Source organism: Ruegeria sp. BB10 (assembly GCF_056535725.1).
Window position 1 is genome coordinate 1,115,759 of sequence record NZ_JBQFIW010000001.1, and the last position, 24,923, is coordinate 1,140,681.

At 58.3% G+C, this 24,923-nt stretch carries 24 protein-coding genes and 1 tRNA gene; 12 read left to right on the forward strand and 13 right to left on the reverse strand.

Features of this window, described 5'->3' with window-relative positions; genetic code table 11:
• Window positions 1-23: 23 nt before the first annotated feature.
• The 3 genes from ACR3EP_RS05580 to ACR3EP_RS05590 are packed head-to-tail and all read left to right on the forward strand — an operon-like array spanning window position 24 to window position 4,112.
• Entirely contained in the window at window positions 24-671 is a 648-nt protein-coding gene (locus ACR3EP_RS05580; RefSeq protein ID WP_480636727.1) for an ABC transporter ATP-binding protein, read from the forward strand.
• Window positions 668-3,082 (forward strand): FtsX-like permease family protein, encoded by a 2,415-nt coding sequence (locus ACR3EP_RS05585; protein ID WP_480636729.1) that lies wholly within the window; start codon window positions 668-670, stop codon window positions 3,080-3,082. Before ACR3EP_RS05580 ends, ACR3EP_RS05585 begins: the two co-directional genes overlap by 4 nt.
• Complete coding sequence (locus tag ACR3EP_RS05590) at window positions 3,072-4,112, forward strand: lipocalin-like domain-containing protein (protein WP_480636730.1); 1,041 nt, start codon at window positions 3,072-3,074, stop codon at window positions 4,110-4,112. The genes ACR3EP_RS05585 and ACR3EP_RS05590 overlap by 11 nt, the downstream gene beginning before the upstream one ends.
• On the opposite strand, the gene ACR3EP_RS05595 is transcribed toward ACR3EP_RS05590, so the two are convergent.
• From ACR3EP_RS05595 to ACR3EP_RS05605, 3 genes are all read right to left on the reverse strand, one after another.
• The gene (locus tag ACR3EP_RS05595) at window positions 4,109-4,540 is read right to left on the reverse strand and encodes a universal stress protein (protein WP_170348794.1); all 432 of its coding nucleotides are present in this window, start codon (window positions 4,538-4,540) and stop codon (window positions 4,109-4,111) included. The genes ACR3EP_RS05590 and ACR3EP_RS05595 overlap by 4 nt on opposite strands.
• The gene (locus tag ACR3EP_RS05600) at window positions 4,537-7,146 is read right to left on the reverse strand and encodes a TRAP transporter permease (RefSeq protein WP_480636732.1); all 2,610 of its coding nucleotides are present in this window, start codon (window positions 7,144-7,146) and stop codon (window positions 4,537-4,539) included. Before ACR3EP_RS05600 ends, ACR3EP_RS05595 begins: the two co-directional genes overlap by 4 nt.
• A 103-nt stretch (window positions 7,147-7,249) precedes the next feature.
• The gene (locus ACR3EP_RS05605) at window positions 7,250-8,218 is read right to left on the reverse strand and encodes a TAXI family TRAP transporter solute-binding subunit (RefSeq protein WP_170348796.1); all 969 of its coding nucleotides are present in this window, start codon (window positions 8,216-8,218) and stop codon (window positions 7,250-7,252) included.
• Window positions 8,219-8,600: 382 nt separating this feature from the next.
• On the opposite strand from ACR3EP_RS05605, the gene ACR3EP_RS05610 reads away from it, so the two are divergent.
• Window positions 8,601-10,094, forward strand: a complete 1,494-nt coding sequence (locus ACR3EP_RS05610) for a BCCT family transporter (RefSeq protein WP_480636734.1) — start codon at window positions 8,601-8,603, stop codon at window positions 10,092-10,094.
• Window positions 10,091-10,243, forward strand: a complete 153-nt coding sequence (locus ACR3EP_RS05615; protein WP_480636735.1) for a hypothetical protein — start codon at window positions 10,091-10,093, stop codon at window positions 10,241-10,243. The genes ACR3EP_RS05610 and ACR3EP_RS05615 overlap by 4 nt, the downstream gene beginning before the upstream one ends.
• A 76-nt stretch (window positions 10,244-10,319) precedes the next feature.
• Here ACR3EP_RS05615 and ACR3EP_RS05620 read toward each other — a convergent pair.
• A tRNA-Leu gene (locus ACR3EP_RS05620) sits at window positions 10,320-10,405 on the reverse strand.
• A 145-nt stretch (window positions 10,406-10,550) separates the two neighbouring features.
• On the opposite strand from ACR3EP_RS05620, the gene ACR3EP_RS05625 reads away from it, so the two are divergent.
• On the forward strand, window positions 10,551-11,129 hold the full coding sequence (locus ACR3EP_RS05625) for a YqaA family protein (RefSeq protein ID WP_170348799.1): 579 nt from the start codon (window positions 10,551-10,553) through the stop codon (window positions 11,127-11,129).
• Window positions 11,126-11,590, forward strand: coding sequence for a disulfide bond formation protein B (locus ACR3EP_RS05630; protein WP_170348800.1), 465 nt, complete (start codon window positions 11,126-11,128; stop codon window positions 11,588-11,590). Before ACR3EP_RS05625 ends, ACR3EP_RS05630 begins: the two co-directional genes overlap by 4 nt.
• Here the strand turns inward: ACR3EP_RS05630 and ACR3EP_RS05635 are convergent.
• Complete coding sequence (locus ACR3EP_RS05635; RefSeq protein WP_170348801.1) at window positions 11,587-12,174, reverse strand: HNH endonuclease; 588 nt, start codon at window positions 12,172-12,174, stop codon at window positions 11,587-11,589. The genes ACR3EP_RS05630 and ACR3EP_RS05635 overlap by 4 nt on opposite strands.
• A 213-nt stretch (window positions 12,175-12,387) precedes the next feature.
• Between ACR3EP_RS05635 and ACR3EP_RS05640 the strand changes: the two genes are divergently transcribed.
• Together ACR3EP_RS05640 and ACR3EP_RS05645 are read left to right on the forward strand one after the other, a co-directional pair.
• A complete protein-coding gene (locus ACR3EP_RS05640; RefSeq protein ID WP_480636737.1) occupies window positions 12,388-12,993 on the forward strand; it encodes a pseudouridine synthase in 606 nt (201 codons plus the stop codon).
• 31 nt (window positions 12,994-13,024) lie between these two features.
• Window positions 13,025-13,450, forward strand: a complete 426-nt coding sequence (locus ACR3EP_RS05645; RefSeq protein WP_480636739.1) for a VOC family protein — start codon at window positions 13,025-13,027, stop codon at window positions 13,448-13,450.
• A 4-nt stretch (window positions 13,451-13,454) separates the two neighbouring features.
• Here the strand turns inward: ACR3EP_RS05645 and ACR3EP_RS05650 are convergent, their stop codons facing one another.
• The 3 genes from ACR3EP_RS05650 to ACR3EP_RS05660 are packed head-to-tail and all read right to left on the reverse strand — an operon-like array spanning window position 13,455 to window position 15,255.
• Window positions 13,455-13,958 (reverse strand): N-acetyltransferase family protein, encoded by a 504-nt coding sequence (locus ACR3EP_RS05650; RefSeq protein WP_480636741.1) that lies wholly within the window; start codon window positions 13,956-13,958, stop codon window positions 13,455-13,457.
• Window positions 13,959-13,960: 2 nt separating this feature from the next.
• A complete protein-coding gene (locus ACR3EP_RS05655; RefSeq protein ID WP_170348805.1) occupies window positions 13,961-14,626 on the reverse strand; it encodes an alpha/beta hydrolase in 666 nt (221 codons plus the stop codon).
• The gene (locus ACR3EP_RS05660; protein ID WP_480636743.1) at window positions 14,623-15,255 is read right to left on the reverse strand and encodes a DNA-3-methyladenine glycosylase family protein; all 633 of its coding nucleotides are present in this window, start codon (window positions 15,253-15,255) and stop codon (window positions 14,623-14,625) included. Before ACR3EP_RS05660 ends, ACR3EP_RS05655 begins: the two co-directional genes overlap by 4 nt.
• 97 nt (window positions 15,256-15,352) lie before the next feature.
• Between ACR3EP_RS05660 and ACR3EP_RS05665 the strand changes: the two genes are divergently transcribed.
• Entirely contained in the window at window positions 15,353-16,579 is a 1,227-nt protein-coding gene (locus tag ACR3EP_RS05665; RefSeq protein WP_226688409.1) for an MFS transporter, read from the forward strand.
• A gap of 3 nt (window positions 16,580-16,582) precedes the next feature.
• Here the strand turns inward: ACR3EP_RS05665 and ACR3EP_RS05670 are convergent, their stop codons facing one another.
• The 3 genes from ACR3EP_RS05670 to cysS are packed head-to-tail and all read right to left on the reverse strand — an operon-like array spanning window position 16,583 to window position 20,393.
• Window positions 16,583-17,365, reverse strand: coding sequence for a squalene/phytoene synthase family protein (locus ACR3EP_RS05670; RefSeq protein ID WP_480636745.1), 783 nt, complete (start codon window positions 17,363-17,365; stop codon window positions 16,583-16,585).
• Window positions 17,362-18,996 (reverse strand): citramalate synthase, encoded by a 1,635-nt coding sequence (gene cimA / locus ACR3EP_RS05675; RefSeq protein ID WP_480636747.1) that lies wholly within the window; start codon window positions 18,994-18,996, stop codon window positions 17,362-17,364. The genes ACR3EP_RS05670 and cimA overlap by 4 nt, the downstream gene beginning before the upstream one ends.
• Window positions 18,996-20,393, reverse strand: coding sequence for a cysteine--tRNA ligase (gene cysS, locus ACR3EP_RS05680; RefSeq protein ID WP_480636749.1), 1,398 nt, complete (start codon window positions 20,391-20,393; stop codon window positions 18,996-18,998). Before cysS ends, cimA begins: the two co-directional genes overlap by 1 nt.
• 265 nt (window positions 20,394-20,658) lie before the next feature.
• Here cysS and ACR3EP_RS05685 point away from each other — a divergent pair, with 265 nt between their 5' ends.
• Window positions 20,659-21,849, forward strand: coding sequence for a pyridoxal phosphate-dependent aminotransferase (locus ACR3EP_RS05685; protein WP_170375465.1), 1,191 nt, complete (start codon window positions 20,659-20,661; stop codon window positions 21,847-21,849).
• A gap of 6 nt (window positions 21,850-21,855) precedes the next feature.
• Here the strand turns inward: ACR3EP_RS05685 and ACR3EP_RS05690 are convergent, their stop codons facing one another.
• Window positions 21,856-22,374, reverse strand: coding sequence for an outer membrane protein (locus ACR3EP_RS05690; RefSeq protein WP_226688405.1), 519 nt, complete (start codon window positions 22,372-22,374; stop codon window positions 21,856-21,858).
• Between the two features lie 417 nt (window positions 22,375-22,791).
• Between ACR3EP_RS05690 and ACR3EP_RS05695 the strand changes: the two genes are divergently transcribed.
• Window positions 22,792-24,336: a trimethylamine methyltransferase family protein gene (locus ACR3EP_RS05695; RefSeq protein WP_480636751.1), complete on the forward strand. Its 1,545-nt coding sequence runs from the start codon at window positions 22,792-22,794 to the stop codon at window positions 24,334-24,336.
• A 47-nt stretch (window positions 24,337-24,383) separates the two neighbouring features.
• Here ACR3EP_RS05695 and ACR3EP_RS05700 read toward each other — a convergent pair whose 3' ends face one another.
• A complete protein-coding gene (locus ACR3EP_RS05700; protein WP_170358611.1) occupies window positions 24,384-24,629 on the reverse strand; it encodes an EF-hand domain-containing protein in 246 nt (81 codons plus the stop codon).
• Window positions 24,630-24,923 lie beyond the last annotated feature (294 nt).

Here is a 24,923-nt window from a genome sequence, read left to right on the forward strand (position 1 = left end):
CAGGCACTGTCCAAGGGGTTTGCATGCTGCTGAATATCGACAAGGTCCAAAAATCCTATCCCGGCGGGCGGCCGGTGTTGCGCGATGTGTCACTGACGCTGGATCAAGGTCAGACGCTGGCTCTGACCGGTGAAAGCGGCAGCGGCAAAAGCACGCTTTTGAACCTTGCTGCCGCTTTGGACAGCTTTGGCGGCGGTGAGATTACGCTGGACGGCACCGCCCTTTCTTCGCTGGATGACCGTGGTCGGGCTTCCTTGCGCCGTGAGAGCGTGTCGTTGGTGTTTCAGCAATTCAATCTGATTCCATCGCTGACGGTCGCTCAGAACCTCTCATTTCACGCCCGATTGGCGAACCGTGAAGACACCGACTGGACCGCGCAACTGGCTGAACGGCTTGGTTTGTCCGACTTGCTGACGCGCTATCCTGAAAACCTGTCAGGCGGTCAACAACAGCGCGTAGCCATCGGCCGCGCCATGGCCCCCCGGCCAAAGCTGTTGCTGGCGGATGAACCAACCGGCAATCTGGACGAAACCGCCAGCGCGACCGTGCTGGATCTGATGCTCTCGCTAGTTGCCGAGACAGGTGCCGCCTTACTGTTAGTTACGCACTCGCCAGACATCGCGGCGCGTCTGGATCGGCGGGCGCATCTGACCGGTGGCCATATCGCATGACTGGGGCAATCATACAGGCATTGCTGTCGCATTGGCGACGTCACTGGCTGCAACTGGCGACGCTGTTGATTGGCATCGCGTTGGCGACCGGGTTGTGGTCGGCGGTGCAGGCCATCAATGCCGAGGCGCGCGCCAGCTATCAACAGGCCAATGATCAGCTTGCGCTGGGTCTGTTTGATGAGCTGCGCGATCCGTCCGGCCTGATCCCGGTTGAGCGTTATGTCGCGCTGCGCCGTGCAGGTTGGCAAGTGGCGGCTGTTTTGGAAGGCCCCCTGCGGATATCGGGACGCACGGTGCAGGTGATGGGCATTGACATGGTCGCCTACCCGGCCCTGCCCGCCGTGACCCAGATTGAGCAAAGCGAAACGCCCCCCGACCCGGCCGACATGCTGACCGCACCGGGCCGCTTGCTGGCTGCGCCTGATCTTGCACAGGTGCTGCGCGGGCAAAGCGGTCTGCCGCCGATTCTAACCTCTGACACGGTTCCGCCTGATCTGATCCTGACCGATATCGGCGCTGCCGAGACACTTCTGGACAAACACGGGCAGATCTCACGCCTGATAGTGCTGCCCGATCAGCCGCTTGGCGTACCACCGCTATCCGAGATCGCGCCTGAACTTGAACGGATCGCAGCTTCGGCGCAGTTGGATGCGGCCAGTCTGACGGATAGTTTTCACCTGAACCTGACCGCATTTGGACTGCTGTCCTTTGCCGTCGGTCTTTTTATCGTTAACGGCACCGTCGGACTGGCCTTTGCACAGCGGAGGGCGATGATCCGCACCCTTCGGGCGCTGGGTGTCTCAATGCGACGTTTGATCTGGATGATCATGGCGGAACTGACTCTGCTAGCCCTGGTCGGCGGCACGCTGGGCTTGGTCCTTGGGTTCTTTCTGGCCGGAGCCCTGCTGCCCGACGTCGCGGCCACTTTACGCGGGCTATATGGCGCGCCGGTCGATGGGCAAATGTCGTTACGGCCGCAATGGGCGCTGGCCGGGCTGGCGATGGCTTTGGCGGGCACTTTGCTGGCCAGTGGTCATGCCTTGTATCGTCTGTCATACATGCCCCTTTTGAGCGGCGCCGGAGTGCAAGCCTGGCGCAGCTCGGCCACAGGGCTACGCACCACAGGTCTGATCGGGCTGGCTCTGATCGTCGGCGGATTTGGAATAGGGTTTGCCTTTGACGAGCTGGTTGCCGGGTTTGTGATGGTCGGCGGCATTCTCACCGGAGCGGCACTGACTCTGCCCTATCTTCTGTCCCTCGCCCTGTCGGTTTTTCATCGGCGCGCCCGAGGGCCGATCGCACAATGGGTCTGGGCCGATATGCAGGCGCAATTGCCGGGTCTGTCTTTGGCTTTGATGGCACTGCTGCTGGCTTTGGCCGCGAATATTGGTGTCGGAACCATGGTTTCCAGCTTTCGCCTCACCTTTGTTGGCTGGCTGGATCAACGCCTGACGTCCGAGGTTTACGTGACCGCCACTGACAACCAACAAGGTCAACAGATTGCCCAATGGCTAGGCCCGCAGGTGGACGCCGTGTTGCCAATCCGCAGCGTTGAACTGATCCACGAGACCGGACCGTTGTTCTTATACGGAATTGTGGACCACCAGACTTACCGCGATCACTGGCCTCTGATCGCCTCATCAGACGATGTTTGGGATCGCGTCCTGACGGGTGAGGCCGTTATAATCAACGAACAGCTCGCCCGCCGTGCGGGTTTATGGCCTGGGGATACACTGACCCTGAATGCAGGGCATGCGCTGACCGTGGCAGGTGTTTATTCGGACTACGGCAATCCGACCGGTCAGGCCATCGTATCAATGCCGCAGCTTGACCAAATCGCCCCAGGGGCCGACACGCGCAGGTTCGGTATCCGCCTTGCACCCGAGCGCGCCACCGAAGTAACGCAGACGTTGCGAGACCAGTTTGACCTACCTCGGCGGGCCGTCGTCCAACAGGCCGCCATGAAGGCGCAATCGCTGGCGATCTTTGACAAGACCTTTGTGGTGACTTCCGCACTGAACGTGCTGACACTGGGGGTGGCGGGATTTGCCATCCTGACCAGTTTGCTGACCTTGTGGACGCAGAGGCTGCCGCAGGTTGCCCCGGTTTGGGCGTTGGGGCTGACACGTGTGCAACTGGCACGGCTAGAGGTGTTGCGCAGTGTGCTGCTGGCGGCATTGACGGCCGTGCTTGCCTTGCCACTTGGGTTGGTTCTGGCCTGGGCGCTGTTGGCGGTGATCAACGTACAGGCTTTTGGCTGGCGACTGCCGATGTTTCTGTTTCCTGCTGATTGGGTCTATCTGTTTGTGCTGACCCTGCTTGCCGCCTTTGCCGCCGCAGCCCTGCCCGCGTTGCGCTTGATGCGTTTGCCACCCGCCGACCTGCTGAAGGTATTTGCCAATGAACGTTAAAGCTTGGCTGTTTGTCCTGATCCTATTGCTGCCCTCTGCCTTGCACGCGCAGGGTTATGCCGGACTGGGCGGTTCAGCCGACGGGTTCGACATCCCCAAACCAGGTTACCAGTTCGAATTTCCGCGTGATCACGGCCCGCACCCGTCCTTTCGGATCGAGTGGTGGTATCTGACTGCCAACCTGAGCGGAGAAGACGGGCGCGATTACGGCATTCAATGGACCTTGTTCCGATCCGCCCTGAAACCGACCGAGGCCGAAGGTTGGCAAAGCCCTCAGCTGTGGTTGGGCCACGCTGCTGTGACGACTGAGGAAGCGCATTATTTTGCCGAACGCCTGTCGCGTGGCGGCATCGGTCAGGCTGGGGTGACTGCCGAACCATTCGAGGCCTGGATCGACGAATGGCATATGCGCGGGCCTGATCCCAGTGCCTTGTCCTTGTCCGCGAGCGGTGCCGAATTTTCCTATGACCTAACCCTGACAGCCCAAGGTCCACTGGTGTTTCACGGAGAGGACGGATACTCGGTCAAGTCCGCCGATAGGCAGGCCAGCTATTACTATTCTCAACCCTTCTATGACGCCGAAGGTGTACTGCGACTGCCCGACGGCGATGTCGCGGTCACCGGTCAGGGCTGGTTGGATCGTGAGTGGTCCAGCCAGCCGCTTGCCGCAGATCAAAGCGGGTGGGTTTGGTTCTCGCTCAGTTTTGATGATGGCAACAAGCTGATGGCATTTCGCCTGCGCGGCGGGCGCGGGGATTTCACAGCGGCCACTTGGATCACAGCAGATGGCACCGCTACGCCCCTGCCCGATGGCTCCGTTTCGTTCGCACCGTTGGATACGGCAAGAGTCGCTGGTCGGGACTTGCCCATCCAGTGGCGCGTGACAATGCCTGATCGCGATTTGCAGGTCGACGTATCGGCGATCACACCCGATGCCTGGATGGCGACGCGGTTCGAATACTGGGAAGGCCCCGTAAGGGTCTCAGGCAGCCACTCTGGGCGCGGCTACCTTGAGATGACCGGATACTAGCGTACCACGTAAACCGAGACCGTGGAATGCCGCACGACCCGCGCCGCGTTTGGACCCAGAAGATAGTCCTTGAGGTCCGGTTTGTGTGCGCCGATCACGATCAGATCGCTGTTCGCGCTTTCAGCGGTCTTCAATATCTCCTGATAGGCCGTTCCGGTGGCGACGACGTGGCGGATTCTCTCGTTCCGCTCTGCACCCAAAGTTGCCGTACACATATCGGTCAGTTTGGTATGCGCCTCATCCAGCGCCTTTTCGTGGAAATCCGGTTGGAAAAAGCCGGATACCCAGCTTTCCCCAAAATCCGGCAACACAGTCACCACGTCCAACTGCGCATTGTCCTGTTCAGCCAAAGCCGCCGCGGTCTTCAACACATGTACGTCCAGATCGCCATTGCTGATATCAACGGCACAAAGAACAGAGTTTGTCATGCGGGCACCTCTTGTCTGGCGGCGCGGCCGCGTTGAAGGAAAGCGATCAGCCCCAGCAGAATCATCGCCGGGATATAGATCAATTGCTTCGGCGGCTGACTGGATGGCAGGCTGACCGAGGTCAGACGCACCGCGTCATCCGCGTAATAGTCGAAGTTATCCAACTCATCCGCGACCGGGGTGCCAAACAGCGGTTCGTCCAGTTTGACCAGACCGTCCTCTTCGATCAGCATCAGGCCCATGGCGTCCACACGCGCGGCGCCACCCTCTTCGCTGCCAACCGGCACTACGACCGTAGTGTCCGTCATCTCCAGAGTGTCAAAATCAGGGCCGCTAACGACAAGGCGGACTTCTGTTCCCGGCGGCGTTTGCCCGATCGTTTCAACGAAGGCCGACGGTTCAACCGACGCATAGGGCGGTGAAAGTCGATCCATGAAGAAGTCGGGCCGGAACAGCGCAAAGGCAACGAAGATCAGCGCGACGCTTTCGTAAATACGGCTGTGCGTCACGAAATAACCCATCGTCCCCGCAGTAAATACAAGGATGGCTATGGTTGCGAATATCGCGACGGTTATCCCTTCAACCCAGGTGACGTCGATCAACAGCAGGTCCGTGTTGAAGATGAACACAAACGGAAGTGCCACGGTGCGCAGGCTGTAGAAGAACGCGGTGAAACCGGTTTTGATCGCATCGCCGCCTGACACGGCTGCCGCTGCAAAGCTTGCCAATCCGACCGGCGGCGTCACGTCCGCCATGATCCCAAAGTAGAAGACAAACAGGTGGACGGCGATCAGCGGCACGATCAGGCCACTCTGCGCGCCTAGTTCGACAACCACGCCGGCCATCAGCGAGCTGACAACGATGTAGTTCGCCGTGGTCGGCAGGCCCATGCCCAGGATCAGGCTTAGGATACCAACCATTACCAGCATCAGGATCAGGTTGCCGCCCGACAGGAACTCGACCAGATCGGCCATCACCTGCCCAACACCGGTCAGAGTCACGGTGCCAACGATCACGCCAGCAGTGGCCGTCGCAAGCGCGATGCCGATCATGTTGCGCGCGCCGTCAATCAGGCCCTGCCAGAGGTCGGCGACACCATCGATAAAGCTGGTGTTCAGGTTACTCTGCCCACGGAACATCGCCTTGAGCGGCTTTTGGGTCAGCAGGATCACGAACAGCAACGCCGTGGCCCAGAACGCCGACAGACCAGGCGATTTCTGTTCGATCATCAGGAAATAAACCAGAACGATGATCGGCAGCAGATAGTGCAGCCCGGCCTTATAGATATCGGCGATAACCGGCAGCGTTACTTCTTTGGCATTCGGATCATCAGGTTCCAGATCCGGCACCTGAGCCGCCAGATACAGCAGCACCACATAGACCGCGCAGACAATCAGGCTCAGGACCAATCCGGCCGCCGAGGGCACCCAGCTGGTGACCGCATCGACCGGGTATTGCGAGCCATAGCAAAGCCCCGCAAACACAAGGAAGAACATCAACATTCCAACGACAGTGCGCGCCAGATGGACGTCGCGATCACCCAGTGTGGGCATGTTCCGCTTCACCGCTTCAAGATGAACGATATAGACGAGCGCGATGTAGGAAATCGCCGCTGGCAGGAACGCGTGGGTAATCACCTCGACATAGGAAATGCCCACATATTCCACCATCAGGAAGGCCGCAGCGCCCATCACAGGCGGCATGATCTGGCCGTTCACTGAGGAGGCAACCTCAACCGATCCGGCCTGTTCACTGCTGAACCCGACGCGCTTCATCAGCGGGATGGTGAAGGTACCGGTGGTCACAACGTTGGCGATGGACGAACCTGAAATCAGGCCGGTTGCCGCAGAGCCCACAACCGCCGCTTTGGCCGGACCACCGCGCAGGTGGCCAAGGGCACCAAACGCCATCTTGATAAAGTAGTTCCCTGCCCCGGCCTTGTCGAGCAAGGCGCCGAACAGCACGAACAGGAAGACGAATTTGGTGGAAACACCCAAGGCGATGCCGAACACGCCCTCGGACGTGATCCACATGTGGCTCATGGCCTTTTTCAGGCTTGCGCCTTTCCAGCGGATAACCTCGGGCACCCATTCAGATGAGCCAAAGAACACATATGCCAGAAAGATCGTCGCGATAATGGCCATTGCAGGCCCAAGCGCACGGCGCGCGGCCTCGAACAACAGCAGCAGGCCGGCCAATGCGACCCACTTGTCAGTGTCATCAGCAAGACCGCCCGCATCGACGATCTTTTCGTAGAAGAAGTATCCGTATAGCGCAAGAAACGCGCCAGCGACCCCCATTATCCAGTCCTGAACCGGGATATAGTCACGCGGGCTGGACTTCAGCGCTGGATAGGCCGCAAAGGCCAGAAACATGGCAAAGGCCAGATGAAACTGACGTGCATTATTCACGACGCTGCCCGGCAACACATAGTTGGCGATAGGTGATGCTAAAAGCACCTGAAAAATCGACCAGATCGCCGCCACAACGGCCAGAAAAATCCCGACATTGCCGACCGGATTACGCCCACCCGCATCGGACGAGGCTACCAGTTCCTGCAGCTCTTCTTCGGATAGCGGACGATTGGATTGTGTGTCGGAACTCATGCAAATGTCTCCCCGTCGTGGCCGTTTTGGCCTTTTGAACCACCCGTTATTTTGCGGGCTTTAGGTTGCAGGGCGCCCGTGGGCACCCTGCGTCAGGTCTGGTTTACTGAATCCAGCCTTTTTCTTTGTAGTACTTCTCGGCACCCGGATGCAGCGGAGCCGACAGGCCGTCCGCGATCATCTCTTCGGGCTTGAGGTTTGCAAATGCCGGGTGCAGCTTTTTGAAGTCGTCGAAGTTTTCAAAGACCGAGCTGACAACTGCATATACCGCGTCTTCCGACACGTCTGCCGAGGTCACGAAAGTCGCGCCAACACCAAAGGTTGCGGTGTCACCGTCGGAACCGCGATACATGCCACCGGGGATGGTTGCGGTGCGGTAGAACGAGTTGTCGCCAACCAGCTTGTCCACGGCGTCGCCGCTGACATTCACCAGCACGGAATCACACGCGGTGGTGGCTTCCTGGATCGAACCCGAGGGGTGGCCAACGGTGTAAACCATCGCGTCGATCTGGTTGTCGCACAGAGCAGCAGACTGTTCAGCCGCCTTCAGCTCGGTCGCCAGTTCGAAATCGTCGGTGGTCCAACCCATTTCGCCCAGCAGGACCTCCATGGTGCCGCGCTGACCGGAACCGGGGTTGCCGATGTTGACGCGCTTGCCCTTCATGTCTTCAAAGTTCGTGATGCCGGAATCGGCACGGGCAACAACGGTGAACGGCTCAGGGTGTACCGAGAAGACGGCGCGTAGACCTTCGAAGGGACCAGCCTCTTCGAACTTCGAGGTGCCGTTAAAGGCGTGGTACTGCCAGTCGGACTGCGCCACACCAAACTCCAGCTCGCCTTCGCGGATGGTGTTGATGTTGTAAACCGAACCACCGGTCGATTCGACCGAGCAACGCACGCCGTGCTCTTTGCGGCCTTTGTTAACCAGACGACAAATCGCGCCGCCTGTCGGATAATACACACCGGTCACACCACCGGTGCCGATTGTGATGAATTCCTCTGCATACGCGGCCGGAGCCATAAGGGCCGCGGTGACGACCGCGCCGAGGCTAAGCTTGCTGCTGTTTTTCATTTTCGTGAACTCCCAATTCTTTTGGTGGATGGGAGACTGTTAGCGGTCCCATCCGGGACCTGCCGGTACGCCAACTGCACCTGTCTTGCAACAGGCACAAGCGACTGAATTTCCAAAATCTCCCAACACCTTCGACGTTTCATTCAGATACTCAACTTGTCAACCCCCGTACTCGGCCTGACACGCCCACGCCGCATATCTGAGGGCTTTTTCAGAACTTTCCCCCCAGAATGCCCATCTCACAGGTCTTTTGGGTGGTCAGGAACAATTCTTTTGAAACTCGGTTCGGTGATCTCTAGTGTCAAACCGACATTCACAGACACCTGTAAGCGCAGGGCTGGAAAGGAATTTGTTCTGCAACTGCCAGGAAAGGCCATTTAAAATGAAGCCCGCGTCCCCCAGCCCGTTGCTTGTCATCGCTCTGACCATCAGCGCAGCGATTGCGGCCTGGGGTATAGTCGACCCGCAAGGGCTGGGGCGGCTTGCATCCGCAGCAGTGGCCACGCAGTTCAACAGCCGTGGCTGGTTCATCATGCTTGAGGTCAGCGGCCTGCTGTTTGTCACGCTGTATCTGGCCTTGTCCCGATTTGGCGACATTCGCCTTGGGCCCGACGGGGCCGAGCCTGAGTTTTCAACGCCTGCCTGGATCGCCATGCTGTTCGCAGCTGGCATGGGCGTTGGTCTGTTGTTTTATGGCGCGGCCGAACCCCTGACCCATTTCGAGGTTCTTCGCCAATACAACCCCGATCCCATGGCCGCCGGTTATGCCTTGTTCATCACCTATCTGAACTGGGGATTTCACGCTTGGGCCATCTACGCGATCGTCGGTCTGGTCATCGCCTATTTTGCCTATCGTCGAGGGCGCACACTACTGCTGAGCGCCCCTGTAGCCGATACATTGGGTGAGGCCCGCTGGACCAAATCTCTGGGATGGGTTTTTGATCTGCTCTCGATTGTTGCGATAGCCGTGGGCTTGGCCGGTTCGCTGGCGATGGGCGTATTCCAGATTCAAACCGGCCTGGCTGGTCTGATCGGGATTGATTCACCTGGCGTGCTAACCCTGCCCGTTTTTGCCTTGCTTTGCGTGGCTTATATCATTCCGCTGCGCCGCGACCTTGGCGAAGGGATGTCTCTGCTGTCCAATATCGCGATGCTGATTGCGGTTGGAATGATGGTCTATCTGCTGATCCTCGGCCCCACATCGTTCATGATGGACGGCATCGTATCGGGTTTCGGACGCTACGTATTCGGCGTTCTTCCGGCAGGGTTTTCCACGGCTGAATTCTTCGACGACATCATTGTCGACTGGTTCCACGGCTGGACGCTGAACTATATGATCTGGTGGTTGGCCTGGTCGCCTTTTGTGGGCATTTTCATCGCACGAATCTCACGCGGGCGCACGATCCGAGAGTTTCTGGTTGGTGTCATCGTTGCCCCCACCCTGTTCTCGATCTTGTGGTTCGGCATTTTCGGTGGGCTGGGTTTCTACGACACTCTGCGTCAGGACGGCACCCTGTCCGCCGTTAACGCCGAGAATCTGGACGCGACGACCTTTGCCCTGCTTGCAAAGTTCCCACTGGGCGGTGTGACGCAAATCGCCACTGTTTTGGCCGCGTTCCTGTTCGTTGTAACCAGCGTCGTAAGCGCAGGTTTCACACTAGCAATGATCGGCACCGGAGGTGACGAGAACCCGTCGCCCCGCATCCGCACAATCTGGGGCATTATTTTGGGGGCACTGGGGCTGGCGATGATTCTGGTGGGCGACATTTCCGTGGTCAGATCAATCATCGCACTTTCGGCCATGGCGTTCGTCTTTATCGTACCGATCCTCGTGATCTGCCTGTTCAAAAGCCTATCGCGAGAGGACCGGACATGAGCGGACAGTTTGTTGATACCATGCTGAATGTTGTCGTTTTCGCATATATCGGATTCCTGATCTGGTTGATCTTCACAGGCTTTCCCAAGGCATCCAAATCCGCCGACTCTGAGACTCAGGCAAAACGTCACCAAAACGAAAAGATGTGATTTGGCAGTATGTGCAAACGCAATGCCGAAAAAGAAAAAACAGAGAGCAGGTTTCCCTAACCCTCTGTTTTTACTTTGGTACCCAAGGCCGGACTCGAACCGGCACGGTATCACTACCGGGGGATTTTGAATCCCCTGCGTCTACCATTCCGCCACTTGGGCCACGACCATTGGATTAGCGCCCATAACCGGGAAGGTCCAGAGGCAAAAAGCAACCAAAATCCAGTTTGTATTCGCGGTGATGCTTGACGCCTTGCCGGGCGCGTGGTTTGGCTTGCGCTACGTTAGAACAGGATTTTAGCATCTTATGTTGCGATCGCTTTATGACTGGACCATTCGTCTGGCAGAACATCCGCATGCATTGTGGGCGTTGGCCTTCGTGGCTTTTATCGAAAGTTCGGTCTTTCCGATCCCACCTGATGTTTTGATGATTCCCATGATTCTGGCCCGCCCGTCGCGGGCTTGGCTGATTGCATCGGTCGCACTGGTCTTTTCGGTGTTGGGGGGCTTGCTGGGCTATGCCATTGGCGCGTTCTTTTATGAAAGTCTCGGCCAACCGATTCTCGAGTCGATGGGCAAAGCCCACGCCATGGAAGAGTTCAACACCCGCTTCAACGATTTCGGCTTTTGGGCCGTGCTTGCGGCTGGGGTCACCCCCTTCCCCTATAAGGTTATTACCATCATGTCCGGCTGGACTGGTATGCCGCTGGGCACCTTCATCGCCACCTCTATCCTGGCGCGCGCCTTGCGGTTCTTTATGGTCGCTGGTCTGCTTTGGGGCTTTGGAGAACCAATCCGGGCCTTCATCGAGAAGCGGCTGGGCCTTATGTTCACTCTGTTCGTCATCCTACTGTTCGGCGGATTTTTCGTGGTGAAATACCTATGACTCGCAAAAACACTCTGATCCTGATCGCTACGGCAGGGTCTGCGGCACTTCTGCTTGGGGCTTGGGGGTTTCAGTACCTCGGCGGCTTGGCGCCTTGCAAAATGTGTATCTGGCAACGCTATCCGCATGGCGCCGCCGTTCTAATCGGAGCAATGGCTTTGGCCCTGCCACGGGCAACGCTGTTGCCATTGTTGGGCGCGCTTGCGGCCCTAACCACGGCCGCAATCGGCGTGTTTCACGCGGGGGTCGAGCAGAAATGGTGGGAAGGCCCGTCTAGCTGCACATCCGGTGATATCGGCGGCCTGTCGACAGAAGATCTGATGGAACAGATCATGTCCGCCCCGCTGGTGCGTTGCGATGATATCCCCTGGCAGATGTTAGGCTTGTCGATGGCAGGTTGGAACGCTGTCCTGTCCGGCGTGTTGGTGCTGGTCTGGATCGCAGCCTGGCGCGCTCGTTAAAGTTCGTCCAGTTCCGCATCCCAATAGAGAAAGTCGATCCAGCTGTCATGCAGGTGGTTCGGCGGGAACTTGCGCCCAATATTGCGCAACGCCTCTGATTCCGGTTGGCGCGGAGGCTTGCGCAACGTCATCCCCGCCTGTCGCAGTGACTTAGACCCTTTTTTTAGGTTGCACGGGCTGCAGGCCGCCACGACATTCTGCCAGCTTGTGACGCCCCCTGCCGCACGCGGTACCACATGGTCAAACGTCAGATCACCCCGGCTGCCACAATACTGACAGCGGAATTCGTCCCTCAAAAATAAATTAAAGCGCGTGAAGGCCACGCGCTTTCTAGGTTTTACATAATCTTTCAGGACAACGACCGAAGGTATTCGTATCTCGGTACTGGGGCTTCGGACGACTTCGTCGTATTCAGCCACTATGTCCACCCTGTCCAGCCAAGCAGCCTTGATCGCCTCTTGCCATGGCCACAGGGATAACGGGTAATAGGATAAGGGGCGATAATCGGCGTTCAAAACCAATGCCGGATGATGCCTGAGCGCACCGGGTTCCCTGACAAATTCGGTCCTGAAGTCTCCATCCATCTCAGAATCGCTCCTCGCTCTGCTCTGCCCGTTTTTGACATCAGAGCGGGGAACACCCGCCCCGGCCTTAACTTAACTATATATCGTGTTAAATCTCTGACAAGCCCTGAGTTTCCACAATATCTCGGGGATTGGTTAATCCGAATCTGTAACACCTGCGTAACAGTTATCCACAGGTTGCGCCTCACTGACCTGCGAGCTATGGCGTTTGTCATGTCCTGGTTCATTCGCTTCAACAAACCTTTCGATGTGCTGCCGCAATTTACCGACCGCGCCAACGCAGGTTCGCCCCGCAGCACTCTGTCAGACTATATCGATCTGCCTGGCGTTTACCCGGCCGGGCGGCTGGATCGGGACAGCGAAGGCTTGATGCTGCTGACCGACAATGGGCGACTGCAAGCGCAAATATCGGACCCAAAACACAAGATGGCCAAAACCTATTGGGTTCAGGTCGAAGGTCTGCCGGATGACGCTACCTTGAAAGCCCTGCGAGACGGGGTTGAACTGAAAGACGGCCTGACCCGCCCTGCCAAAGCCCGGTTGATGGATGAACCGCCAGGGCTGTGGCCCCGCAATCCGCCGATCAGAGTGCGCCAGACGGTGCCCGATTGCTGGATCGAACTGACCATCCGCGAGGGCCGCAATCGGCAGGTGCGGCGGATGACAGCTGCCGTCGGTCACCCGACCCTGCGCCTGATCCGCGCCCGGATCGGCGATTGGTCGCTAGAGGGGCTTGAGCCAGGCCAATGGGACAGCCTACCGACGCCAACATTAAACTCTGCCCCGCAACGTAAACGCGACCGTCGTCCACGCCGGTGACAAAAACTGCATGTTGTGATAGGCTTACAGCATGAAAGTCACACCCGACATTCCAGTACCAACCGGCATTCTTGAGGCCGCTCTCTATGTCGACGACTTGGATGCTGCCGAACGGTTTTATGGAGAGATTCTGGCGTTGGAGAAAATCCAGCGCGTGACGGATCGACACGTATTCTTCCGGATCGGCAGTTCGGTCTTGTTGTTGTTCAACGCGGAAGAAACCGAGAAACCGCCGAGTAATCCCGACTTGCCCGTCCCCCCCCATGGCGCGCACGGGCCTGGCCACGTTTGTCTGATCCTGACACGCGCGGAGATCGACACGATGCGCAAACATCTGCTGGATTGGAATATCCCCTTAGATGCCGAGTTTGACTGGCCAAACGGCGCACGCTCTCTTTACGTGCGCGATCCGTCAGGCAATTCGGTTGAATTTGCCGAAGGGCATTTGTGGGGCTGACCCCTCAGAGTGCCGCGCCCGCCGATAGATCAAACCTTTTAGATATTCTATCAACCGGCGTGCCATCCTGCCGTGGCACGCCATAGGCGACCGAGTAGTCTCGAAACCCCATCTTGTCGTAGTAGCCAAGACCCATCCCATTATCGGCGCGGATGGTTGCATTAATCGCTGTAAACCCCATTGCCGCCGCGAATTTCGAAGTTTCCGCGAACAAGGCCCGGCCTGCCCCTTTCAGCGCAGGATGGCGTCTGGTGAAGGTCGCGATATCGGCGCAATCCTGTGGCAACGTGTTTTGCATTCCCAGCCACTGAAAGCCAGCCACCTCTCCTTGATCGTCCAAGGCGACGTGGGTGCAGATTTTGTCAGCGCCCTGCAGGTAGCTTTGAACGAACAACGCGTCAGAGAACGGAATTTCAAACGCGGTGCTGCCCCCGATTTCGATGATCTCATTGAGGATGCGGCAAGCTGTGGCCACATCTTCTGGCATCATGGGGCGGACCGCGATCATCCCTACAGGCTCAGTTTGTCGCGCATGAAGGCCAGCGCGACACTCAGGCCGTCCGGCGCAATTCCGTGGCCGGTTCCCTTCATCACATGAGCGTAAACCTCTTTGAACCCCGCCTCTTGCAGCGCTTCAGCGGCGGCGGGCAAGGATTGCGGCGGCACCACATCATCGACGTCACCATGAACCAGCAGAATCGGCATCCGGCTGACCGTCTCGTCGGGCAGCAGATCGGGCTCTAGCAACCGTCCCGAAAAGGCAACGATGCCGGCAACCGGATCCTCGCGACGCGGTGCGACGTGCAGGCTCATCATCGTGCCCTGGGAAAACCCGAACAATACAACCTGTTCCGGCAAAACATCCTCGTCCACCATCAGCGCATCGAGGAAGGCGTTGAAATCCTCAACCGCCATTTCCATGCCGCGTCGGGCCTCTTCTTCGGACGACCCGTCAATCCATGGGATCGGAAACCACTGAAACCCATTTGGCATCCCGGGGATCTGCTCGGGCGCATCAGGGGCGACAAAAAGCGTGTCGGGCAAGTGTTCGCCTAAAGGATCGGCCAAGCCCAGCAGGTCGGCCCCATTGGCCCCATAGCCGTGCACGAACACAACGACCGAGCGTGTGTCGCCCGAAACCGGCTCTTTTCGGAGCGCATTCAAAACCCGTGTCATCTGATCCCTTCTCGTTCTTTGGCCACCCGGTAATAGGCCCACAACACGCGCGCCGCAACCGATCGCCAGGGCGACCAGGCTTCGGCCATCTGACGCAGTTCCTTATCCGTCGGGCGTTTGGGCAGGTCATAGAGGATGCGCGCGGCCTCTTGCAGCGCCAGATCACCCGGCGCGATCACATCGGCGCGGCCCAAAGAGAACATGGCGTAGATCTCAGCAGTCCAAACGCCAATGCCCGGCACTTCGGTCAAAGTGGCAATGACATCTGCATTAGAAGCATCTCGTAAAGTCTTGTAATCAATGCGCGCTTCGGCCAATGCGCGGGCGTAGCGTATCTTTTGTCGGCTTAACCCGACCGCCCTCAGTTCATCATCTGTCGCCCACATTATCTTGCGCGGTCCGGTCAGTTTGGCATCGCGCAACCGCTTCCAGATTGCATTGGCCGAGGCGACACTGACCTGCTGACTAACAATGGCGCTGAGTAGCTGAGCAAACCCGTCCGGGCGGCGGCGCAGGGGTAAAGGTCCGGTCTGATCCATCGCCCAGGCCATGCGCGGGCATTCACCGGCCAACCATTCGGCGCCTTCTGCAACACAGTCAGGTGATTCAATGATACGTCCGACAGACATGGGCCCTCTGGGAATTGATATTTCGCTCACGGTAGGTTGCTTTGTCGCAGATGCAACCCGCTTGTAAGACTGGCTTTTCAAAGATACGCATTGGCGCATGACATTGACCACCACAACCCTTGGCAACAGTCTGGCCAAGCGCAATGTCGCCGTGTTGGTGGCAGCGCAAGCTGTACTGGGCGCGCAGATGCCGATGCTCTTCATTGTAGGAGGGCTAGCTGGGGATTCTTTGGCTACAAACGCGTGTCTGGCCACCCTACCGATTTCGCTCATCGTGCTGGGGTCAATGCTGGCTGCCACGCCGATCTCGGCGATCATGCAGCGCTGGGGACGGCGCGCCGGGTTTCTGGTTGGTGCGACTGCGGGGGCTTGCGGCGGGGCGGTCGGCGCGTATGGGTTGTTTCTGGGATCGTTCCCGGTCTTCCTGCTGGGAAGCCTGCTAACCGGCATTTACATGAGCGCGCATGGATTTTACCGCTTTGCAGCCGCTGATACGGCGTCTGACGCGTTTCGGCCCAAAGCGATTTCATATGTCATGGCAGGCGGTCTTGCAGCGGCGATCATCGGTCCGCAGATCGTCAAACTGACCTCGACCGCATATGTGATTCCGTTTTTTGGCACCTATCTGGCTGTCATCGCGATGAATGTCTTTGGGTCAGTGCTGTTTTTCTTCCTCGATATCCCGACGCCCGAAAAGCCAAAGGAAGACGCGCCCAAAGGACGATCCCGGCTTGAAATGCTTAAAACCCCACGCATCGCCGTGGCGATCATTTGTGCGATGGTTTCCTACGCTTTGATGAATCTTGTCATGACCTCGACCCCGCTTGCGGTTGTGGGTTGCGGTTACAGCGCCAACGATGCCGCTGATGTCGTCACTAGCCATGTTCTGGCGATGTATGTGCCCAGCTTTTTCACGGGCCAGTTGATCGCGCGGTTCGGGGTCGAAAAAATCGTAGCCCTCGGTCTCGCCATTCTGGCCGGTGCGGGTGTGGTTGCTTTGCAAGGCGTCGAGTTAGGCAATTTCTTTATCGCGCTGATCCTGCTGGGCATTGGCTGGAACTTTGGCTTTATCGGCGCCACGACGATGCTGGCTGCGTCGCACGACGTGAACGAACGTGGGCGGATGCAGGGGCTGAACGACCTGCTGGTGTTTGGGGGCGTGACACTTGCGTCGCTCGCTTCGGGTGGGTTGATGAACTGCTCGGGTGGGTCACCAGTCGAAGGCTGGACCGCCGTGAACCTGGCCATGATCCCACTGTTGACGCTGGCAGGTGGTGCGCTGCTGTGGTTGGTTCTGAAACCCTCTGAGCCGGAAACGGTCTGACGCCTACCAGCGCCCGCTGGCAACGGACCACATTAAGGACGCTCTGCGGCGAATTTCACCCTGTGCGAGGTCCCCGACGGCGACGCGCTCTGGGCGAGTTACGACACGCCGCAAAACCCATTCTGCCTGCCATCCCGCAAAAAGCGCGGGGCGGGCATCTGCTGAAACACCTGCACTGTTTGACCGTGCGCGCTGAAGTTTGTCCAAGGCCTTTTGCGCCAGTGACCGAACACCATCAGACGTGCGGTCAAGCAAAGGAATACGACCACGCGCCTCAAGATCGGGGATCGCCCGAAACCAGTTCGCCACCCCTACGCCATAGCCGAAATCGCGCAGCACAGATTCGTCCGCTTCACCCAGAACCTGCGCAGCTGCGACCATCAAGGATCCGGCGCTATGGTTAATATAGGTGTCGAAATGCGCTTCGTCCTCAAACGGATCACGGTAAATATCCCAACGCCTTACGGCCACATACTCATCCAACGTGGCCGCCAGATCGGGCGACAGGACCTGCGACAGAGGCGTCACAACCTCATGCCGACGCACCGCCTTACCTTCGGCAATCTCTTGCAGCGCATCGCGCCACCATTGCAGGCGCATCTCAGCGATCATTGTCTCTTGCGTGACCCAAGGGGCCCGAGCAACCTCGACATTCAGCGCATAGAGCGGGAACAGTTTAGGTCGTACCGCAACGGGTGCCGCCATGACCGCCATAAACCGATCAGGATCGGCGCGATGCACCAATGCTGCGCAGGCCTTAACGTCATCATCAAAATCTACGCTCACTCGGCCACCGCCGTCTGTGACCCGCAATCGCGCACCAGTTTCCACTGTATCGCGTCCAACAGCGCCTCGAACGAGGCATCGACTATGTTCGCGCTTACGCCCACGGTCGACCAACGCCGCCCCTGCCCGTCTTCGCTGTCGATTATCACGCGGGTCACCGCCTCGGTGCCGCCCTGCGTGATGCGTACCTTGAAGTCGACCAGACGCATGTCGGACAAAATCTGCGAATACTGCCCCAGATCCTTGGCCAGCGCTTTGGCCAGCGCGTTCACCGGCCCCCGGTCACTGCCGTCCTCGTCCAAAGACTCGCTAACCGACAGTTTCTTTTCCCCGTCGACTTTCACAACAACGACGGCTTCGGATAGGCTGACCATCTTGTTGTACTTGTTCTTGCGCCGCTCAACGGTCACCTTATAGCGCTTGACCTCAAAGAACTCGGGCAGCTGCCCCAACTCATCACGTGCCAGCAGCTCAAAACTGGCCTGCGCGGTGTCATAGGAATACCCCTCAGCCTCGCGCTGCTTGATCCGATCCAGAATGCGCCCCAGCGCCGGGTTGTCCATTTCGACGGACAGACCGGCCTCGGTCAGGCGTTTGCGCAGGTTCGACTGCCCCGCCTGGTTCGACATCGGAATGATCCGCGCATTCCCGACAGAGGCCGGATCGACATGTTCATAAGTCGATGGGTCCTTGAGGATCGCGCTGGCATGCAGCCCTGCCTTATGCGCAAAGGCCGAGGCGCCGACATAGGCCGATTGCTTGCTGGGCACCCGGTTCAGGATATCGTCCAGCATCCGACTGACCCGCGTCAAACCGGCCAGAGCTTGCTCACTAACACCAATATCGAAACTCGACGCATAGGGCTCCTTCAACAGCAAAGTCGGGATCAGAGCGGTCAGATTCGCATTACCGCATCGCTCACCCAACCCGTTCAGCGTGCCTTGTATCTGCCGCGCGCCCGCATCGACAGCGGCCAGAGAGCAAGCCACAGCGTTTTCGGTATCGTTGTGGGTGTGAATGCCCAAGCGGTCACCGGGCAATCCGGCGGCAATCACTTCGGTCACGATCCGCGTCACCTCGGCGGGCAGTGCGCCGCCATTGGTGTCGCACAGCACAACCCAGCGCGCACCGGCGTCCAAGGCCGCCTGACACACCTGAACCGCATAGCCGGGGTTGTCCTTGTACCCGTCAAAGAAATGCTCGGCGTCAAACAGAGCCTCACGACCCTGTGCCACGATATGCGCGACGGAGGCGCGGACGTTCTCGACATTTTCTTCCAGCGAAATTCCCAGCGCGTGGGTCACGTGGTAATCATGCGACTTGCCCACCAGACACACCGCCTGCGTGTTTGCATTCATCACCGCGGCCAGAACATCGTCATTTTCAGCAGACCGGCCCGACCGCTTAGTCATGCCAAATGCGGTCAAACGGGCCGAAGTCTTGGGCGCAACATCGAAAAACGCGCTGTCAGTCGGATTCGCGCCCGGCCAGCCGCCTTCGATATAGTCGACACCAAGCGCGTCCAACGCCTGTGCGATCTGCACCTTCTCAGAGGTCGAAAACTGCACGCCCTGCGTCTGTTGCCCGTCTCGCAGGGTGGTGTCGTAGAGGTAGAGGCGGTCTTTGGTCATCACACCCCCTCCAGCTTGGCTGCGTCGAACCCAGCACCGGGCACCAGTTCGACACCATCCTTGCTCATACGAACCTCAAGCCCAGCAGCCAGATAAGCGGCTTTGAGACGGTCCACTTCCGAGAAGTCCTTGCTTTCCATCGCAACAGCCCGCGCATCTGCCAACCGGTCCGCATGTGCCGACAAATCCGTCGATGTGGTATCCGCCCACGCCCCCATCTCGGGGGTCAAGAGACCAAGCAATTGTGCGCTGGCCAACAAACCAAAGGCATCTCCATCCGCAGCCAGACGGTGGAGTTCAGCCAAAGCACCCGCAGTGTTCAGGTCGTCACTAAGCGCTGCGATAACTGCAGGTGCCGCGCTGGCGGCGGGCTCGATGCCCGACGTCAGCGCCCGCCACTTGCGCAGCGTCGCCTCGGCTTCACGCGCCTTCTTCTCAGTCCAATCCATCGGCTTACGATAGTGGGTTTGCAGGAAGACAAAGCGGATCACCTCACCCGGCACGCCCTGTTCCAGCAGATCATGCACGGTGAAGAAATTGCCCAGGGATTTGGACATCTTCTTGCCTTCCACCTGCAGCATCTCATTATGCAGCCAGACCCGCGCGAACTCGCCATGCGGATGGGCGCATTTGCTCTGCGCGATCTCATTCTCATGATGCGGGAACATCAGGTCGTTACCGCCGCCGTGGATGTCAAAACTCTCGCCCAACAGCTCATAGCTCATGGCAGAGCATTCGATGTGCCAGCCCGGACGCCCCCTGCCCCAAGGGGAATCCCACCCTGGCAATTCTTCGGTCGAGGGCTTCCACAGCACAAAATCCATCGGGTTTTTCTTGTAAGGCGCAACCTCAACCCGAGCGCCCGCGATCATGTCGTCGACGGACCGGCCCGACAAAGCACCGTAATGTTCTTTCCAACTGTCCACAGCGAACAGAACGTGCCCCTCTGCTGCGTATGCGTGGCCCTTAGCGATCAGGTCTTCGATCATCGCGATCATCTGCGCAATGTATTGCGTAGCGCGCGGCATCTCATTGGGCTCTAGCGCCCCAAGCGCGCCCATATCGTGCAGATACCAACCGATGGTCTCATTCGAGCGTTCCTGAACCAGCTGCTCCAACGTGCCTTCAGCCCCCGCCTGTTGCCGTGCCAGCGCGGTCGCGTTGATCTTGTCATCCACGTCCGTGAAATTGCGCACATAAGTCACGTGATCCGCACCAAAGGTGTGTCGCAACAATCGGTAGAGCACATCGAACACCACTACAGGCCGTGCGTTGCCCAGATGGGCGCGGTCGTAAACTGTGGGCCCACAGACATACATCCGCACATTGTCGGCACTGATCGGCACGAAATCCTCTTTCGTCCGCGTCCGGGTGTTGTGCAGTTTGATCGTCGTCATCGGTCGGCTCCTAAAGACAGCATGGCTGGTCGCGTTAACGCGGGCTTAGCAACTTGTCTCAGGGATGAAAACGAAAGAAACCGGCCCGCTTGAAGTATCAGCAGGTAATGCAGCAAATAATGATGCAGGTCATCGGGTTCATATTGTCCCAGTATCACGGCGACCGCCTTTCGCCAAGCCTTGAGTTCCAACCATCTGTTTCGCCGATTGACATTCTGCAACGGCTCTGGCCCTTTCGGCGCAGAACACCAGACGGAGGCGGGTCATGAAATTGTCGCAGCGTATTACTCATCTGACCGGCGGCGGCAGTGACGGTTGGGACGTGTTCTATCGTGCCCGTCGAATGATCAGTGACGGCTATGCTGTAGTCGAACTGACCATTGGTGAACATGACGTCCGAACCGACCCATCGATTCTGGAAGCCATGGACCTTTCGGCACGGCAAGGCCACACCGGATACGCGATGGTGCCCGGCACGGATTTGCTGCGCGATACCGTGGCCGCCCGGCTGCAGGCGCGCACCGGAGTTCCCACTACCAGAAACAATGTTTTGATCACGCCTGGTGGGCAATCCGCCTTGTTTGCTGCCCATGTTGCGGTCTGCGATCCGGGCGATGTTGGTCTGTATCTGGATCCATATTACGCCACCTATCCCGGGACGATCCGCGGTGTCGGAGCGGAAGCGCGGGCGATTCAGACAACCGCCGAAGACGCATTTCAACCGCGTGCCGAGCAGATTGACGCGGTCGCGGATGGCGCTGTGTCCCTGCTGATCAACACACCAAACAACCCCACAGGGGTCGTCTATTCCCGTCAAACGCTTGAAGGGATCGCCAAGGTCTGTCGCAAGCGGGATCTTTGGCTGATTTCGGATGAGGTTTATGATACACAGGTTTGGGAAGGCTCACATATTTCGCCGCGCACTCTGCCGGGTATGACCGAACGTACGCTGGTGGTTGGGTCGATGTCCAAGTCGCACGCCATGACGGGTTCGCGTTGTGGATGGATTGTTGGGCCAGAGGATGTAATCGCGCATCTGATCAACCTCGCTACGCATACGACCTATGGGGTTCCCGGGTTTATTCAGGACGCTGCTAGTTTCGCCCTGAACGCAGGTAACGTGCTGGAAGATCAAATCGCTGCGCCGTTCCGCAGGCGGCGCGCACTCGCCGTCGGTATTCTGAGCGCACAGAACACTGTCGGGTTGGTTCCAGCGCAGGGGGCCATGTACCTGATGCTGGATATCCGCGCCACGGGTCTCAGCGGAGAAGCATTCGCCAACGCGCTGCTGGATACGCACGCCATTGCCGTGATGCCGGGTGAGAGTTTTGGGTCCGCCGCTGCGGGCCATATCCGCGTGGCCATGACCATTGATGACGAACGGTTCGGGTCCGCTTTGTCGACGATTTGCGAATTTGCGACGGAAATAGCCGGTCGTCACGCCGCGGCCAGTTAACGGGTGTCAGAACCGGAATGAGGTTCGCAGGTTAAAGACATTCGAATCCAGGGTGCCATCTGATCGGGTGACATCGTCGAACTCCTGCCGCAACGCCTCGCCGCTGATGACAAAGCGGTCGCCGATGGGATAGGCCACGCCAATTCCATACACAGCAGCGGTATCGTTATCGACTGAGCTATCGACCCGGGACGCACCGATCACGACATAGCCCAAAGCCGGGCCAAAATCATAGCCGCCGCGCAGCTTCAGGCGGGTCATGCTGTCCAGGGAACCCTCGCCCTGCCCCAAGTCCAAAGACAGGCTATTGTATTCAAGCTCGCCGCCCAAAACAAAATTCCCGAAGTCGCGGTCATAGCCAATATGTGGCGCGAAGGTCAGATCATCGCCGCTGGAGCCATTCGGGCCATCGGCATCTGCATATCCAAAGCTAAAACCTGCATAAGCCCCGGTCCAATCCTCAGCCAATACCGGGGTCGCGAGGGACACCAATGTTGTGAGACTGAGGGCCTTAAGGGCTTTCATTAATCTCTCCTAAAAACCTTTCGCCGCAGAGACGTTCGGTTAAGTCATGTTAACTCAAAAACTTGGTACATGATCATTAAATTTCAATTGAGATCACGAACCACTCTTAAATAAGTGAAGGAACTATAACAGATTTTCAGGTGCCAAAGAAAAAAACTTGAGCAGACAAAAGAAGAGTGTGACATCTTCATGAATACTTCGCTTTTAGGCGCTCAGGTCGCAAACAGAACAGATTGTGATCAGGTACATCGGGAAACTTCAGGTCAATAGGTGAGGACCTGCATGCAAAACGACGTTTGGAAGATTCGACTGGTCAGCCGCACCATTGGTGCGGATCGTGGTCGTGCGGCACGTGGGCGGCCGTCAGAGGCTTAGATCAACCCTTCTGACAGCCAATTACCCATCGGAATCCGAACCATGAACGATCAAACCCGCACCTCATCCCGCACCGGCGGTCGCGCCGCGCGTCGTGCTGCCCGTGCAACTGCCCTGCCCGAACATTTGCGCCCTGTCCGTGCAGGTATGGAAGGCGGCACTCTCAATGTGCTGACCCAAGCCCAAATCGAGCGCATACACGAAGCCGCCTTGACCGCATTGGAAACCATTGGTCTGGCGGATGCCCCGCCAAGCGGCATCGACTACCTGGTCGGCGCCGGATGCATCCTGGGTGACGATGGCCGCATCCGGTTCCCGCACGCGTTGGTGGAAGACACGATTGCCAAGGCCAACCGCTCGGTCACTCTGTACAGCCGCGATGGAAAGACCGACCTAGAGTTGTCGGGCACTAAGGTTCACTACGGCACCGCCGGTGCTGCCGTCAGCATGGTGGATGTACGCGGGCGGGAATACCGCGACTCGACCGTTCAGGACCTGCACGATGCTGCGCGCATTTGCGAACAGCTAGAAAACATCCATTTTGTTCAGCGCCCCATGGTTTGCCGCGACATCTCGGACAATCTGGAAATGGACCTGAACACGATCTACGCCGCCTGTTCAGGCAGCTTCAAACATATCGGTACGTCCTTTACCGAACCCAGCCACGTTGCCCCTGCGGTGGAAATGCTCCACATGATCGCCGGCGGCGAGGACAAGTTTCGTGAGCGGCCCTTCGTGTCGAATTCGAACTGTTTTGTCGTACCCCCGATGAAATTCGCGACCGAAAGTTGCGAAGTGATGGAAGAGTGCATCAAGGCCGGGATGCCGGTTCTGCTGTTGTCTGCTGGCATGGCAGGCGCGACCGCGCCTTCAACCATCGCCGGAGCAATCACGCAGGCCACTGCGGAATGTCTGGCCGGACTGGTTTACGTAAATGCCGTAAGCCCCGGCGCACCGGCAGTTTTTGGCACCTGGCCATTTGGTTTGGACCTGCGCACAGGTGCGATGTCCATCGGTTCGGGCGAACAGGCCCTGTTAACGGCCGGCTGCGCGCAAATGCATCGGTTTTATGACCTGCCGGGTGGTGCTGCGGCTGGAGCATCGGACTCGAAGCTGCCCGACATGCAGGCCGGGTGGGAGCAGATGTGCTCCAACGTCATGGCGGGCCTGTCAGGTTTGAACATGGTATACGAAGCGGCGGGCATGCATGCATCGTTGCTGGGCTTTTGCCATGAGAGCCTGATCCTCAGTGACGACCTGATCGGTCAGGCACAGCGCTGCGTACGCGGGATCGAAGTGACTGACGAAACCTTGGCCTTGGACCAAATCGCCGAGGTCTGCATTGGCGGGCCGGGTCACTATCTGGGCACCGATGCCACGCTCAGCCGGATGCAGGCGGACTATGTATATCCCGTTTTCGGTGACCGCACCTCACCCAAGGAATGGGCCGAGCTTGGCAAACCCGATCTGATCGAAAAGGCGATCAAGCGGAAGGAAGAGATCTTGTCGATGCCGTCCCCGGCGCGTTTTGATCCACTTCTGGATGCTGAACTTCGGACCAGATTCAATATTCACCTTCCCCAATAAGATACTGAAAAGCGGCCAGAAATCCTCTGGCCGCTTTCTTTGATGTGTTAGCCGTCGGTTGGCGGCAGCAATCCTGCTTCCTGTGCCACGGCAATCTCGGCCTCATCCAGCGCGCCGTCGCCGTTGGCATCCATTGCCGAGAAACCATCCGTGTCCACTTCAGGCAGAACCGCCTGCACTTCTTCGATGGTCAAAACGCCGTCTCCATTTGTATCTGCCGAGGATTGTGCGACGGCCAGCGTCGGCAGTCCAAGGGCAAGGGCGGAAATAGCGGCCAGAGTTTGCGGTTTCATTGTGATGCCTCCTGATTGAGTTTTTTGCATGTTTGCGTCCGGACAAGCCCTACAAACACCGCACGCCGGGCTGCTGTCACCCGCATTGCGGGACTAAGCCACTTTCGCGCCAATCTTTGCGTGTTTTTCCGAGTCGCGTCTGCGGCGAGCCGCTGGGCAAAATTCCCCCATCACGTCTCGGCGGGTCTTGCCCGATGAGGAATGCACAATCCGGCAGAACCCTGCCTAATTTCCCATTCACGGTTGAAAAAAGAAAGGGGGCCGAAGCCCCCTGTCAGTTTCGCCTTCCAGGCT